The 14,597-nt window shown below is 69.1% G+C and carries 14 protein-coding genes and 1 tRNA gene; 10 read left to right on the top strand and 5 right to left on the bottom strand.

Annotated features, from left to right (window positions below; all coding sequences use genetic code 11):
• The first annotated feature begins 193 nt into the window (after positions 1–193).
• The 4 genes from PQI07_RS21220 (at position 194) to PQI07_RS21205 (ending at position 2,447) form a co-directional block, all read left to right on the top strand.
• Positions 194–628, top strand: a complete 435-nt coding sequence (locus PQI07_RS21220) for an NUDIX hydrolase (protein WP_043353036.1) — start codon at positions 194–196, stop codon at positions 626–628.
• Between the two features lie 102 nt (positions 629–730).
• Positions 731–805: transfer RNA gene (locus PQI07_RS21215), tRNA-Thr, on the top strand.
• Positions 806–928: 123 nt separating this feature from the next.
• Positions 929–1,210 carry a hypothetical protein gene (locus tag PQI07_RS21210; protein WP_043353034.1) on the top strand — a complete coding sequence of 94 codons (282 nt, stop codon included), beginning with the start codon at positions 929–931 and terminating at the stop codon, positions 1,208–1,210.
• A 379-nt stretch (positions 1,211–1,589) separates the two neighbouring features.
• The gene (locus tag PQI07_RS21205; protein WP_043353032.1) at positions 1,590–2,447 is read left to right on the top strand and encodes a manganese catalase family protein; all 858 of its coding nucleotides are present in this window, start codon (positions 1,590–1,592) and stop codon (positions 2,445–2,447) included.
• 346 nt (positions 2,448–2,793) lie between these two features.
• On the opposite strand, the gene PQI07_RS21200 is transcribed toward PQI07_RS21205, so the two are convergent.
• Complete coding sequence (locus tag PQI07_RS21200; protein WP_075380186.1) at positions 2,794–3,039, bottom strand: hypothetical protein; 246 nt, start codon at positions 3,037–3,039, stop codon at positions 2,794–2,796.
• A 298-nt stretch (positions 3,040–3,337) separates the two neighbouring features.
• On the opposite strand from PQI07_RS21200, the gene PQI07_RS21195 reads away from it, so the two are divergent.
• Positions 3,338–4,087, top strand: a complete 750-nt coding sequence (locus PQI07_RS21195) for a sigma-70 family RNA polymerase sigma factor (RefSeq protein WP_051044873.1) — start codon at positions 3,338–3,340, stop codon at positions 4,085–4,087.
• 86 nt (positions 4,088–4,173) lie between these two features.
• Positions 4,174–4,545 (top strand): cell envelope integrity TolA family protein, encoded by a 372-nt coding sequence (locus PQI07_RS21190; RefSeq protein WP_043353029.1) that lies wholly within the window; start codon positions 4,174–4,176, stop codon positions 4,543–4,545.
• Positions 4,546–4,694: 149 nt separating this feature from the next.
• On the opposite strand, the gene PQI07_RS21185 is transcribed toward PQI07_RS21190, so the two are convergent.
• On the bottom strand, positions 4,695–4,931 hold the full coding sequence (locus tag PQI07_RS21185) for a hypothetical protein (protein WP_043353028.1): 237 nt from the start codon (positions 4,929–4,931) through the stop codon (positions 4,695–4,697).
• 372 nt (positions 4,932–5,303) lie between these two features.
• On the opposite strand from PQI07_RS21185, the gene PQI07_RS21180 reads away from it, so the two are divergent.
• The gene (locus PQI07_RS21180) at positions 5,304–5,525 is read left to right on the top strand and encodes a hypothetical protein (RefSeq protein ID WP_078946968.1); all 222 of its coding nucleotides are present in this window, start codon (positions 5,304–5,306) and stop codon (positions 5,523–5,525) included.
• Positions 5,526–5,727: 202 nt separating this feature from the next.
• On the opposite strand, the gene PQI07_RS21175 is transcribed toward PQI07_RS21180, so the two are convergent.
• Positions 5,728–6,315, bottom strand: a complete 588-nt coding sequence (locus PQI07_RS21175; RefSeq protein ID WP_274927341.1) for a TadE/TadG family type IV pilus assembly protein — start codon at positions 6,313–6,315, stop codon at positions 5,728–5,730.
• Positions 6,309–6,920 (bottom strand): TadE/TadG family type IV pilus assembly protein, encoded by a 612-nt coding sequence (locus PQI07_RS21170; protein ID WP_274927340.1) that lies wholly within the window; start codon positions 6,918–6,920, stop codon positions 6,309–6,311. Before PQI07_RS21170 ends, PQI07_RS21175 begins: the two co-directional genes overlap by 7 nt.
• A 479-nt stretch (positions 6,921–7,399) precedes the next feature.
• Here PQI07_RS21170 and PQI07_RS21165 point away from each other — a divergent pair, with 479 nt between their 5' ends.
• From PQI07_RS21165 to PQI07_RS21155, 3 genes are all read left to right on the top strand, one after another.
• Positions 7,400–8,710 (top strand): TadE/TadG family type IV pilus assembly protein, encoded by a 1,311-nt coding sequence (locus PQI07_RS21165; protein WP_446720983.1) that lies wholly within the window; start codon positions 7,400–7,402, stop codon positions 8,708–8,710.
• A gap of 54 nt (positions 8,711–8,764) precedes the next feature.
• On the top strand, positions 8,765–9,802 hold the full coding sequence (locus PQI07_RS21160) for an HD-GYP domain-containing protein (RefSeq protein WP_274927338.1): 1,038 nt from the start codon (positions 8,765–8,767) through the stop codon (positions 9,800–9,802).
• Between the two features lie 64 nt (positions 9,803–9,866).
• Positions 9,867–12,599, top strand: a complete 2,733-nt coding sequence (locus PQI07_RS21155; protein ID WP_274927337.1) for an ATP-binding protein — start codon at positions 9,867–9,869, stop codon at positions 12,597–12,599.
• A gap of 407 nt (positions 12,600–13,006) precedes the next feature.
• Here the strand turns inward: PQI07_RS21155 and PQI07_RS21150 are convergent, their stop codons facing one another.
• Positions 13,007–14,251, bottom strand: coding sequence for a KpsE/RkpR family capsule polysaccharide export protein (locus PQI07_RS21150; protein WP_043381856.1), 1,245 nt, complete (start codon positions 14,249–14,251; stop codon positions 13,007–13,009).
• Positions 14,252–14,597: the final 346 nt, after the last annotated feature.

Below are 14,597 nucleotides of genomic sequence, written 5' to 3'. Positions count from 1 at the left end.
ATGACAGGACCGGCGCGACTTCACGGAGAGGTCGCGCCGTTCGTCTACTGGCAGTTGAATGTGCCGGCTCGCCCTATAGCGTGTGCTCAGAGCCGTCGACCGAGGGTCCGATCATCCGCCAGACTGCACAGAGCCCGCACGCGGCGTCGATGACGCCGGGTCGGGGCAGCCTTCCGCCTCGCGCGGTGCGACCATGACCCTCAACGACGATGACGGGGAGCCGCGTCGGCAGGTGGGAGCCTTGCCGTTCCGGCGCGGGCGGGATGGCCAGCCCAAGATCCTGCTGGTGACGTCGCGGGAAAGCCGTCGGTGGGTCATCCCGAAAGGGTGGCCGATGAAGGGGCGCAAGCCGTTCGAGGCGGCCGCGCGGGAGGCCTACGAGGAGGCGGGCCTGCGCGGTGCGGTCGGCAAGCGTCCGATCGGCTTCTACCTCTACCAAAAGCGCCTGAGGAACCTCGACACCGTCCTGTGCCAGGTGAAGGTCTTTCCCCTCGAGGTGCGCAAGCAGCTCAAGGACTTTCCCGAGGCACGTCAACGGGACCTGCGCTGGTTCACGCCGGTGGAAGCCGCCGAGGCGGTCTCTGAGCCGGGCCTCGCGGCCCTGATCCGGGCCGCATCGCGCACGTAAAATGCGCGGAAGCGCAACACGGCGTTGCCAACGCGGCGGCGATCCGTTATGGCCCCACTCGGCCGGACGGACACGCCCCCCGCGGGGGCGCCCCGGTCACCTGCTGCGGTAGCTCAGTGGTAGAGCACTTCATTGGTAATGAAGAGGTCGAGAGTTCAATCCTCTCTCGCAGCACCAGAAACCTTCTCGATCTGATCACCGGTCCGGCTGACGCTGCGGGTTCCTCGACGGGTCCCGGCGCAGACTGAGGATCGCAGCGGCTGCCCTGCCGACATCATCCGCGGAAGGGGACGTGCGGACGTGAACTCGACAGCCCTGTTCACCATGCTGGGCCTCGTCTTCGGCTGGGCGGTCCTGGCCGGCGCGGCCCTGATCACCGGCCGGCTCGCCACCTTCGCGTTTCTGATCCTGACGCTGATCGCCCTCTACCTGTATGTGCCGTGGGTCCGGCTGCGCGCCAGCGGGATCGAAGGCTCCAGCCGGCCGGTGCGCTTCTGGACGAACGTCGCCATGTTGGGGGTCAGCCTCGCCGCCTGCCTCGCCTTCGCGATCATGCTCGCCCGCCGAGCCGGGCTCCTCTGAGCTCCGGGACGTCGGTGCGGCATCCTCGTGAGGCCGCACGGGCCGCGACCGCCGGACCGGGGATGCTTGCACGGTGCCCGGCCGGATATGCCCGCCAAGCGCCCTGAACCGGGGTTGGTCTCCCTTAACATACGTTATGTAATGCGAGATGCTCTGGCGCGGGAATGATCGAGATTGACCGTGCCAATAGTCTGATCGAGCTGAAGAAAATAGCTTTGACCAAATATTGGTCGTTATAAATAGATCGAGAAATCGAACCGTCGTCCTGACGCGGGGTTGGGCAGGGTGAGAGGCTCGATGCTCCCACGGGGGTGCCGAGCCGACGGCCGCTCGTGCGGTGGGCTTGAGCACGCCGTGCCTCTCGCGAGGGACAGACACCATGTACTATCACGACAAGCGTCTTCAGTATCCGGTCAAGGTCGACAGCCCCGATCCGATCTATGCCCGCATGCTCCAGCAGGCGATCGGCGGAATCGAGGGCGAGATCCGGGTCTGTATGCAGTACTTCTTCCAGGCCTGGGGCAATCGTGCTCCGACCACGAAGTACCGGGACATGCTGCTCGCCACCGCGACCGAGGAACTCGGCCATATCGAGATGCTCGCGACGGCGGTCGCGCTGAATCTTGAGAACGCGCCGACCAAGGTGCAGGAGGCCGGGGCGGCCGACGCGATCGTCGGGGCCATCATGGGCGGTGAGAACCCGCGCCACATCGCCGAGGGCATGCTGCACAAGACATTGCTGTCCACCGGCATGGCCGCCTTCCCGGGCAATTCCGACGGCCTGCCCTTCGACATGAGCCACGTCTACGCCAGCGGCAACATCGCGGCCGACATGTACTGCAACGTCGCCGCCGAGAGCACCGGCCGCGTCCTCGCAGTGCGGCTCTACAACGCCACGACCGACGCCGGCATGCGGGACATGTGGAGCTTCCTCATCGCCCGCGACACCATGCACCAGCAGCAATGGCTGGCGGTGATCGAGGAACTCGGCGGCCACGCGGGCACCCTGCCGATCCCGAACTCCTTCCCGCAGGAGAAGGAGAACCAGAAGTTCAACTACGCCTTCTTCGGGACGTCGGCGGACGGTTCGCCGCCGCCGGCCGGCCGCTGGACGCAGGGCCCGTCGCTCGACGGCAAGGGCACGTTCAGCGTCGTCCAGAACCAGCCGATGGGCGAGGAGCCGGTGCTCGGCCCGGCGCGGCCCGACAGCGGCGCCGAATCCCAGCAGATCGGCTGATCGACCGGACGCTCCGATCCGCGCGCCCTCCGGTCGAGGCGCTTTCCTTGGAGGGATCCGTGCCCTGCGGCCCATCGGTCGGGGCGCGGGGCGGACCACGCGGCACAGTCGGCGAGGGTCGCGGCCGGTCGGCACGGCCGCGACGAGATCCGGCGGATCCGGGCGGCGGCCGGGCCCCCCGAGGGCCACCTCCCGATCGTCGGCCCGCATGGCACGGATGGATGGCACTGCGGGCTTGCGCGTGGTGGCGACCCGATCCGGGTCGGGCGTCGGCGGCCCGCGATGCCTGAGACCGGAGCGGCGTTCGGATCTGCGGTCCGGGCGTCTCCCGTTGGCCGGCGGTGGCTCAGTGCCGGGTCCGCGTCCCGACGGCCGTGTCCGGGCCGCTGCGCGCCGCGAAGCGGGCGAGCCGGCCGCGGCTCGGCTCCTCGAGGCCACCGGCATGCGCAAAGGTCGTCAGGGCGATGCCGACGAGAAAGCGGGCCTCAGCGGCCGTCACGGCGCGACCGCTCAAGGTGCTGGCCGCGCCTCGCAAGGCGCTGACGGCTTCTTGGAAGGCGGGATCCATCTCGAGATCCGAGAGTCTGGTCATGGAGTCGATCCTTGTGTTCAACCCGCCGCGCCTGACCCCGTGTCGAAGACGACATGCGGAGCGGCGCGGTCTCGGACGGCGTCGCCACAGATTCGGCGCCGGGGCGTAGCGTTTTTCAGCGCGTCCAATGCCATCGAGACCCTCCTCGTTCCGGGGCGTTTCTCGTGTCCGCCGCGCCGACCGGCATGTTTCTGTCCATATATATTCGTATTGGCTGATCTATGTTGCGGCGAGTGTGACATATTCCGGGATTAATATCCGAAATCATGTTTTCATCCTGTTCAGGTGATCGGCTATCATGCTCGGAGTCTTGCTGGACGCTGATACAATCGACCCACCGGCGCCCCGGCTCCCCGACAGCGTGCAATCTCATCTCGGCCATCTGCTGGCGGCGACTTACGCGCAGGACGCCGTTGAGCCGACGATCGCGGAGCGCTTCGCCGAACTGCTGAGGTTGCTGGACGGTGCCTTCGGCGAGGCGCAAGACGGCCGTGAGAAGGAATTCCAGGCCTCGCTCCTGGGCATGGTGCCGAACCTGCAGCGCTTCGCGCGCTCGCTGCTGCGCAACCACGTCGGTGCCGACGACCTGTTGCAGAACACGCTTCTGCGGGCTTGGCGCTCGCGCGCCAGCTTCGTACCGGGCACCAACCTGGAAGCGTGGCTGTTCACGATCATGCGCAACGCGTTCTACAACGAGCACCGGAGGCACGGGCGCGAGGTGCAGGACGAGGATGGAGCGCAGGCGGAGCGGATGGTCTCGCTGCCCGAGCAAGGCGGCCATCTCGACCTGAGCGACGTCCAGGCGGCCCTCGGTCGTCTCACGCCGCCGATGCGGCAAGCGCTCGTGCTCGTGGCGATCGAGAACCTGACCTACGAGGAGACCGCCGCGATCATGCGGTGCCGGATCGGCACGGTGAAGAGCCGGGTCTGGCGGGCCCGGACGCAACTCGCGCAGATGCTGGGCTATACCGGCCTCGAGATCGGTAGCGACGACGTCATGCTGGCCGCCGCCGGCCCGAAAGGCTGGAAAACCGCCGCCGTCGCGTGACGGCGACACGGGATCGGGGTCGCAAGCGGCCCGTTCGGGGCGTAGGGTCGCCCCTCGATCCTGGGCTCAGGGAGCCACCGTTTCCCATGTCGCCGCGCGTCCTGATGTCCGGTGCTGTTGTGTTCGGTCTGGCTCTGGCGAGCGGAGCGCAGGCGACTCCAGGACCCGCGGTGCGGGCCTGGCTCTCGGACCTCGTCACGCGGATCGATGCCGCCGACCGCGCTCAGAGGGGATCGGGTACGGCTCGGGGCGGCGGAACCGTGCTGGTCCACGTCCAGATCGGTCCGGACGGGGCGGTGCAGAGCGCGGAGATCGAGCAGAGTTCGGGCTCGCCGAAACTCGATCAGCGCGCGCTCCGCGCCCTGCAGGGGATCAGCCCGACCTCCGCCCCGCCGCCCGCTCTCCTGAGCGGGGACGGGATCGTCGATCTCAGCATCCCGGTGGAGCTCGGCCACTGAATTCCGTCAGCCGGTGGCGGCGCCCGGAGAGCGGGTTGTGCATCCCGGCTTCGTCTTCGATCGCCCCGCCGGCCTGTCTGCGCCGCTGCGTCAACCTGGCGTCGACATCGCCACGATGATTGCAGCCCGCGGGCCGACGATCCGTTCGGTCAAGAATCTTCGCCGAAATCCGCCCCGAGATAGGCGCCGACGAGATACCCGGCCTGATGGGCGGTGAGATAGGCGAACAGCAATAGGATCTTCTCGGCGTCGAGATGCGTCCATACGAAGGCCCACAGGCCCAGCCACCCGATGCTGACCAGCATCGAGCTGGCTATCAGAACCGCTGCCCGATACCGCCAGCCCTCCCATACGCCCACCGCGAAGAGCAGGGCAGCAACCAGCAACGGGCCGTCTCCTTCCGCGCGAAAAGATAAACTTTTACGCGTTAAGTCTCTGTGGGTTCACAAACATTCAACGGGCTGACCGACCTTCGGGGGTGCGGTTTAATATTGTATGAACTCGGTCCGTCCTTCCGTTCGGCCAAACCTTGGCGATGCATCGGCCGGCTCCCGGAGCGCGGTCTCCTCGAGCCGACCAGTCGATGAGGCGCAGGCGGCAAGGTCCGCCTGCCTAGTCGCTCGGAACGGAATCGGCACGGCAAACATTGATCGTATCGATATGCGGTATCGATTGCATCTGTTTGGATCATGTTGCTCTGCAACGTAAATACCCCTTCGAAGCCGGGCACGACCCGGACAACGAGAGGACTTCGCATCATGACCGTTCGCACCATCGTTCTCGCCGCCCTCGCCGCCGTTCCGATGATCGGCACCGCCCTGGCCGACGAGACCATCGCGCTGACTCCCCCGCTCTACCGTGAGCAGGCGCGTCCCACCGCCGCGGTTCGTCCTGCCTCGGAGCTGACCACGACGCCGCGTCTTGTCCCGGCGAGCCCGGCCTCGCGGCGGGTCGTCGCCACCGCGGTCTCGACCCGCTGAGGCGGGCGATGGCCGCGATCCGGCGCCACCGGGTCCATCCGGTGGCGCCGGCCGCGTCGCCGGATCGCCCGCGCCGCGCCCGGAAGACCGCCGCCGTGCCCGCGCACCCCGTCCTGCGTGCCGCAGGCGCCATCCTCCATCGCCGACCGGATTGCCGCGGAGGATTGGCCTCCGCTTGACGGGCCTGCCACCGTCCGCCCGTTCAGGCCGGGCAGGGCTTGCCGCCGGGCAGAACCACCTCGCTCTGTCCGTTGTAGATCTCGCCCCCGCGCACCGGCCAGACTTTTCTGGATCGGAAGGTCCACCGGGTCAGCTTCGAGAGCACCGGGAAGATCGGATTATAGATCATCGTCACCTCCGACACGACGAAGCGATCGCCGTTTCGGGTCATCCCCGGGGGCGGTGGGCCGAGGGAGGTGCCGGCCGCGTAGGCCTGCCCATTGGATTCGGCACTCGAGCAGACCTTGGTCGTCGCCGAGCTGCCGTCGCTGTAGGTGCCCGCGGCCGTCAGCACGATGCTCGCGCCGCTCACGTCGTAGGGGTTGGAGATCACGCTGGTCGCGGCGAAGACCGGTTTCAGGTCGGCGTAGCTGCCGCGGGCGATCAGATCCGCCATCGTGGCCGACGCGTTGTCGAGCCGCTTCCCGATCATGAAGGCGCGGGGCAACTCGATTGACCCCATCAGGATCAGCAGCAGGATCGGCGCGATCACGCTGAACTCGATCGCGCTGACGCCGTCCCGGCTGCCGATCAGGCCGGTCAGGCCCGCGCGGGGACGGAGGCTCAGCACGGTTTGGGCTCGTAATCCTCGGCCCGGAAGATCTCGGTGGTGACGAGCAGCTGCGACTTGTCGGACATGATCCGCCCGGTGAAGTCCAGCATCTGGAAGAGGCGCATCACCGGCACGGCGACCCGGACCGTCACCGTATCGCCGCCCTGCGGGCATTCGAACCGGGTGCCGAAGCCCGTCGTCCACGTCTTCGTGGTCTTGTCGAACGGCTCCGCCGGCTGCGATGCCGAGAACGAAGCCGTCCGCGACACGTCGAGGCGCAGATCGGCGCAGGGGAACAGCGCCGACGGGCCGGCACAGACGAGCTTGCGCAAGCGCTGGCTTGGATCGCTGCCGTCGGCGCCGTCCTGAAAGGCGCCCGTGCGCAGCTGGCGCACGCTGCGGTCGACGGCGATATCGAGGGTCTGCTGCTCGATGGCGACGACGCCGGATTCCGCCACGACGCCCAGAAGTGCCAGGAACGGCGCCGCCAGGAGCGCGAACTCCACCGCCGAGGCGCCGCCGCGGTGGCCGCGCAGCCGTCGGATCCCTCGGTCGGTGCCAGCCCGGCCGCCCGGCTCGCGTGTGCGCCAGACAGTCGCGACGCGCCGCAAGATGCCCATCATGACAAACGAACTCTGCAGGTCCTGTGCCTGCTGCCGTCCCAGCTCAACGGCCGGACGAAGCTAGATGTAAGATCGGCTCGTTTAGAAAACGTTCAAACATGAGTAGAATTTGCCACCTTATCGAGGTTCGGCGGCGACGAGTCTGTGGAGGACTGTCTTTTCGCGCTTTAGTTGTATATAATTCGATTATACGCTCTTCTGCTTGTATCGCGGCCCAGTGTTCCGGGGCGAGCGGGCTTCTGTCTGCAAGGGGTCCGACGATTTTCACAGCCAAGCGTGGCCGGACGGGCGGCGCCGGCATTTTGGCGTTCCAACGCGACGGATTCTTAGGAGCTGGGCGCTAGCCAGGTCGGGTTGGCGGTTGGTGCCGTCGCGATGGCCGCACCGATCCCGCCCGGGGAGAACTGCCCATTTTACCCTTCTGGAGAGCGCTCCGCATCGGCTCGCGCGCCCTGGCGGACCGGTCCGGCTCGGTGGCCCTGACCTTCGGTCTGAGCGCCGTGGTGCTGCTCGGCCTGACCGGCGGCGGCATCGACTATGCCCGCCTCGCCTCCCGGCGCAGCCAGCTCCAGAACGCGGCCGATGCCGGCGTTCTGGCGGCGGGCAATTACCTCAAGCTGGCTGTCGCGACCTCGGCGGCGGCCAAGAGTATCGTGGTCGACACGATCCAGGCCCAGGCGGCGCCCCGCGCCGAGAGCCCGTATGCGCTCCAGGTCGACGTGGCGGACGACAGGACCAGCGTCGCCGTGACGGTCGACGAGACCGTCAAGCTCGCCTTCGGCGGCTTCGTCGGCGTGCCGATGGTCAAGGTCGCGGTGCGCTCGAAGGCGCGCGTCGTCGGCAAGATGCGCCTGTGCCTGCTCACGCTGGATCCGCTCGCCGACGGGGCCTTCGAACTGGAGAAGAGCGCCGAGGTCACGGCCCAGGACTGTTCGCTCTACAGCAACTCGCTGAGCCCTCGCGGCATGGTCGGCAAGGACAACGCCTATGCCCGGGCGCAGACCATCTGCACCGCGGGCGGCTTCGACGGCGCCCGCGCGAATTTTGCCCCGCCGCCGCAGACGAGCTGTCCGCCCATCCAGGATCCCCTGAAGGATCGGGCGCCACCGCCGATCGGCGCCTGCACGGCGATCCCGGCCTCGGCCAACAGCAAGCGCGACACCAGCGGCAATCTCGTCGATCAGAGCGTGACCCTCGATCCGGGCACCTATTGCGGCGGCCTGCACATCACCAAGAGCGCCTCCGTCGCGTTGCGCGCCGGCACCTATGTGATGAAGGACGGGCCGCTCATCGTCGACAAGGATGCCGCCATGACCGGCATCGACGTCGCCTTCTACTTCACCGGCAACAAGGGCGGCCTCGTCTTCGACAAGAAGACCACGGTCAGTCTGTCGGCGCCCACCACAGGTCCCATGGCCGGCCTGCTGATGATGGAGGAGCGGGTGGTCAGCGATCCGGTCGACCCCACCCAGGCCGTTCTCGGGGATGTATTGAGCCCGATCGCGCCGACGCCGCCGCCGCTGGCCGCGACCAAGCCGATGCGGACTTACCGGATCATCAGCGACAATGCGCGGACCATGTTGGGCACGCTCTACCTGCCGGCGGGCCGCGTGGTGATCGACGCGAGCAAACCCGTTGCCGACCAATCGGCCTACACGGTGATCGTGGCCCAGCAGGTCAATCTCTACGAGGGTCCGAATCTCTATCTGAACGCGAATTACGACGCGACGAGCGTGCCGGTGCCCAAGGGGGTCGGCCCCCTCTCGGGCAAGCTGCTGCTCTCGCAATAGCGGAAGCCACGATGCCGATCCTCCGCTGCCGGCCATTCGTCTGGGAGTGACGCGGTGCTCGCGCTGATCATCGACGATTCCGAGATGAACAACCTGCTGGTCATGCAGGCGCTCAAGCCCGTGGCCGGCTGCGAGCCGGTCGCCTTCACCTGCCCCAGGGCGGCGCTCGACTTCCTGCGGGCGCATGTCGACAGGATCGGGGTCGTCGTCACCGACTACGACATGCCCGGCCTGACCGGCCTCGACGTCATCGCGGCGGCGCGGGCGGTCCCGGGCTTCGCGCACGTGCCGATCGTCATGGTGACGAGTCTCGACCAGCGCAGCCTGCGCCATCAGGCCCTGCGCGCCGGCGCGACGGATTTCCTCGGCAAGCCCTGCGATCCCGTCGAGATCCAGGCGCGCATCACCAACCTGATGACGATCAGCGCGGCCCACCGGCAGGAGCAGGACCGGGCCGCGGTGCTCGCCCGCGAGGTCGCGGCCGCGGTCGCGGTCATCGAGGCGCGGGAGCGCGAGATCATCGCCCTGCTGATGCGCGCCGCCGAGCACCGGGACACCGATACCGGCGATCACATCGCCCGGGTGGCCGGCTACGTGGGCATCATCGCCGCCAATCTCGGCTTCGATCCGGCGGAGATCCGGATCCTGAAGCTCGCCTCCACCATGCACGATGTCGGCAAGATCGGCGTTCCCGACGCGATCCTGCTCAAGCCGGGGCCGCTCACGGTCGAGGAGCGCGCCGAGATGGAGAAGCACGCCGAGCGCGGCCGGCGCATCCTGGAGGGCAGCACCTCCGACGTCGTGCGCCTCGCCGCCGAGATCGCCGAGAGCCACCACGAGCGCTGGGACGGAACCGGCTATCCCAAGCGCCTGCGCGGCGAGGCGATCCCGATCTCCGGCCGCATCGTGGCGGTGGCGGACGTGTTCGACGCCCTGGTGACCGAGCGGCCCTACAAGGCGGCCTGGCCCCTCGAGCGCGCACGGACCTTCCTGGCGGACCAGGCAGGCCGCCACTTCGATCCGCGCTGCGTGGAGGCCTTCCTGGCGGGCTGGGAGATGGTGACGCGGACCTGCATCCGCGCCGCCGCCTGATCCCGCCTCTTCCGCCGCCCCCGTCCCGCGACCGGGCCCTCCGGGCCGCCTGAAGGAGAAGAGCGTGCATCTCGCGTGGCTCAGGCCGAGACGTTCCCTGGCCGGCCGGCTGGCGCTGGCGGTGACCGGCGCCGTCACGGCGGCCCTCGTCCTGGCGGCGGCCCTCTCGGTCTGGCGCGAGGTCGACCGCTACGCCGCCGACAAGCAAGCGGCGCTGGAGGCCGTCGCCCAGGTCTTCGCCCACGGGGGCGCCCGGGCCACGGCCGCCAACGACGAGGCCGCGGCCGCCGCCTCCCTCCGGGCGATCGGCAACGTGCCGTCCATCGTCTACGGGGCGATCGAGCGACCGGACGGGTCCGTCCTCGCCGAGCAGGGGATCGGCCTGCGGCTGATGCAGGACGCAGCCCTGGACGGGGCGGATCTCTCGCTCCTTCATCTGTTCGCCACCCAGAGTCTCCGGGCGACCGCGCCGATCCTCGAGAACGGGCGCCCCGTCGGTCGGGTCGTCCTGATCGGCGAGACCGACGACATCCGCGACCACGTCTGGGCCGCCGGCCAGAACGCCGCCCTGGCGGCCCTGCTGGCCGTCGCGATCGGGATCGGCGTGTCGTTCTACCTGCAGCGCAGCGTCACGCGGCCCCTGGGGGCCCTCACCCGGACCATGGAGGCGGTCCGCCTGCGCCACGATTACACGCAGCGCGCCCGCGTGGAGAGCGACGACGAGGTCGGCGCGCTGGCGCGCACCCTCAATGACCTGCTCTCCGCGGTCAACGAGCGCGACCACCGCCTCGCCGCCCACAGCGCCCACCTGGAGGCGGAGGTCCAGGCGCGGACAGCCGATCTGAGGGAGGCCAAGCAGGCCGCCGACGCCGCCAACGCCGCCAAGTCGACCTTCCTGGCCACGATGAGCCACGAGATCCGGACGCCGATGAACGGCGTCCTGGTCATGGCCGAACTGCTGGCGAGTGCCGACCTGCCGGTGCGCCAGCGCCGCTACGCCGAAGTCATCGCGCGGTCCGGCCGGTCGCTCTTGGCGATCATCAACGACATCCTCGACTTCGCGAAGGTCGAGGCGGGCAAGCTCGATCTCGAACACGTGCCGGTGTGCCCCGCCGAGATCGCCGATACCGTGGTGACGCTCTTCGCCGAGCGGGCCCGCGCGGCCGGGCTCGACCTCGCGGCCGACATCGCGCCGGAGGTGCCGCAGGCGATCCTCGGCGACCCGGTCCGCCTGGGGCAGGTGGTGAGCAATTTCGTGTCGAACGCGCTGAAGTTCACCGAGGCCGGGCACGTCTCCGTCCGGATGGCGCTCGATGCCGGGGACGGATGCCTCGTCATTGCCGTCGCCGATACCGGGATCGGCATCCCCCAGGACAAGCTGGCCACGATCTTCTCGGCCTTCTCGCAGGCCGATCAATCCACGACCCGCCGTTTCGGCGGGACCGGCCTCGGGCTCTCGATCGCCCAGCAGATCATCGCCGCGATGGGCGGCACCGTGGCGGTGGAGAGCCGCGTCGGCGCGGGCTCGACCTTCTCGGCGCGCATTCCCGTGACCGTCGCCGAACCCGCCCGGCCGATCCTGCGCCACGGCACGGTGCCGGCCGCGATCGTGCTGGACACCGCCGGTCCCGCGACCCGGGTTGCCCTCGCCGCCAGTCTGAGCGGGGCCGGCTTCGCGCCGGTCGCGGCGGACCGTGGCGCGGCCCCCGCCCACTGGGTCCTCGACGCGGCCGCCCTCGTGGCGGCGGGTCGCCGGCCGGATCGGGCCGGGCGCGTGCTCGTCCTGGCGGGGGCGGGCGACAATGCGGCCGATCAGGCTCTCCGGTCCGGCCTCGCCGACGCAGTGCTGCGCTGGCCCGTGATCCAGGCGGAGTGGCGGCCCCTCCTGGCGGCGCTGGCCGCGGGCGATCCCTTCACCGCGTCCGCGGCGGTCGCCGTCGCGACCGATCTGCTGCCGCAGTTCTCGGGCGCGCGGGTGCTCGTCGCCGACGACAGCGCGGTCAACCGCGAGGTCGCCCTCGAGGCCCTGGCCCGCTGCGGCGTGACCGATGTCGTGACCGTCGAGGACGGGGCCGCGGCCGTGGCGGCGGCCGGGTCGCAGCACTTCGATCTGATCCTGATGGATGGCAGCATGCCGGTCCTGGATGGCTTCGCGGCCGCCCGGACGATCCGGCAGCGCGAGGCGGCCACGGACCGGCGCACCCCGATCGTCGCGCTCACGGCCCACGTCCTCGGCGAGGCTGCGGAAGCCGCAGAGGCCGCCGGCATGAACGGAACGCTCCTGAAGCCCTTCACCCTGCGGCAGCTCGCCGATCTCCTGCAGGCGCATGTCCCGTCCCTCCGGGACGCGGCACGGGAGGCTGCGGTGGGATCGGAAGAGGCCCGGGCCGCCTTGCCGACCGGAGCATCACCCGGAGCAGCACCCGAAGCATCGCCAGACGGCGATCTGCTCGACGCCGAGGTGCTGGACGGGCTCCTCGGCCTCGGAGACGGTGCCTTCCTGGACCGCGTCCTCGATCTGTACCGGGCGCAAGGCCCTGTCGCGCTCGCCACCCTCCGATCGGCCCTCGCGGTCTCGGATCAGCCTGCCATCGCCAGGGCGGCCCACAGCCTCAAGTCGATGAGTGCGAATATCGGCGCCCGCGCCCTCGTCGCGCGGTTGCGCGCCATCGAGGATGCCGCCCGGAACGCGGCCTGCGCCGAGCCGCAAGAGGCCTGCGACGGGCTGGAGACCCTTCTCGCCGCGACGATCCGCGACCTTGAGGGACGGACGCGCGCCCAGGCGGTGGCCGCCTGAGATCGACACCGGATCGGCGATGTCCTGCGCCGATGGGCCGGAGCATCGGGGCCCGCTCCGCCCGGGACATCCGCCCCTCAGCCGATCCGCGCATCCGCCGGCCCGTTGGAGCCGGCGCTTGGGGGATGTCACGGTCGCCCGCCGCCGCGCCCCCGCGGGGCAGTGGGCGCCAATGCCCTGAAGAATGCCTCGTGATTTCGCAGACCTGCCCTGCGTTCCTGGGGCTGGTATGCCAGATACGAGCCTCGTAAAGCTGCGCTTCCTCCCAAGCACTCCCTCAGCCCGCCCGGTTCGCCGCGGCGGGCCTTTTCGTCGGTGCGACGCGGGATACCGCCGCCGGCTGCACGGCAGGTTCCGGTGCGATCGGCTCGTCCACCGTCACGGACGAGAACCGATCCGATCCCCCGTCAGCTCGTGATCATCCGGCGGGTGAACATCGCGGCCGCGAACAGCACGGCGGCGCCGGCCGTGACGAGGCTCGTCATCAGGATCCGTCTCGGCTCCGTGGAAGAGCCGGCCTTGACGGGTTCGACGATCGGCACGAGGGCCACGACCTGTTGCTGGGCCACGATCCGGGCCCGGTCATAGGCCAGTTGCACGTCGCGGTGGTATTTCTCGGCGTTCTCGCGCTCGTGCTCGAGGTCTTCGAACCGCGTGAGCGCGTCCGAGAGGCGCCGCTTCTCCGTCGGTGCTGTGCCGGCCAGCTGCTGCCGAACCTTGGCGATGTTGGCATCGAGATCGGCAATCTGCTGCTTCAGGTCGATGATGCTGCGGGATTGCGGGCCGAGATCCCGCTGAAGCACGGCGAGCTGGATGGCGAGCTTGGTGCGCGAGTCCCGCAGCTCCGACATCGCCTTGATGGTGGCGGTATTCGACTTGACGACGTCGAGCACGCCCTCGCGGTTGCGCAGATCGTTCAATGCGGCGTTGGCCTGCGCCTCCCGCTCCTCGGCGAGCTTCAGGACACGCGCGCTGACGTCCAGCGCGTCCTGGCGGGACCTCATGCTCAGGTCGTTCAACATCCGCTCGGTATCCGCCATCACGGCCTTCGTGATGGCAAGCGACTCGTCGGGGTCGAAGGCCTCGACTGTCAGCGACATGATGCCGGACGCCGACTCGACGTCGACGTCGACGCGGCGCTTCCAGTACTTCAGGAACTTCTCGACCGGCTTTTCCGGGCTGAACCGCGAGAACATGTCGATGCTGTCGCGACCGAACCAGTCGCGGATCGGAAGCTCCGCCGCGACGGCTTCGACCAGCGGCCGGCTGTGGATGTATTCCTGTGCGATGAGCGTTTCCTGGGCGACCGTCGCCTTGATCACGCCGGCATTCGTGCCGACCGTGTCCGGCGTCGCCTTGTCGGCCGTCCCGACGGTCGGCCGGATCGCGAACTGTGCCTCGGTCACGAAGCGGTCGGAGGCGATCAGGCCGTAGAAGATCGCGCCGCCCAGGGTCGGCAGGACGAAGCAGACGACGAAGAGGAGCGGTAGCCAGGGATCGCTTTTGACGTGACTCTGGTACGAGCGCACGCCCTTCTTGGTGTCGGGAAGGCCCGGCAGGCGTGCGAACTGCCGCAGCGAGTGCGCGATCACCTTGTTCCGGTCGATGCCTTTCGAAGGCCTGCCCCCCGCCTTCTCGACCTGCGTGTTCATCGTTGCTTCTCGAAACTCGGGCTGCCACGGGCGCGATCGGCCCGCGAGGCTGTGATGCCGCTCGCGCAGCCCGTCGCACAGCGAGGCGGCGAAAGCATGTCAGCCGAGAGACACCGGAACGAGAACCCGACAGAGGGGCCGGTCCAGAACGCCGTGCCGTCATCGGCGGCGTGCGGCGACCGACGATGGACCGCCCATCCGACCGCCGGTGCCGTTCGGGACCCCGAGACGTCCCCCGAGGGAGCCCTCGATCTACCGCCTGTATTCCGGCGAGAGATGATCGAGCGGGTTGGTGCGCGCGTCCTTGTTCCGGCCGGATACGGTCCCGGTATTTCCCCCGCGCATG

The sequence above is a fragment of the Methylobacterium sp. 092160098-2 genome (assembly GCF_028920805.1).
Classification (GTDB): Bacteria; Pseudomonadota; Alphaproteobacteria; order Rhizobiales; family Beijerinckiaceae; genus Methylobacterium; species Methylobacterium fujisawaense.
This window is presented reverse-complemented; position numbering and strand designations above follow the sequence as displayed.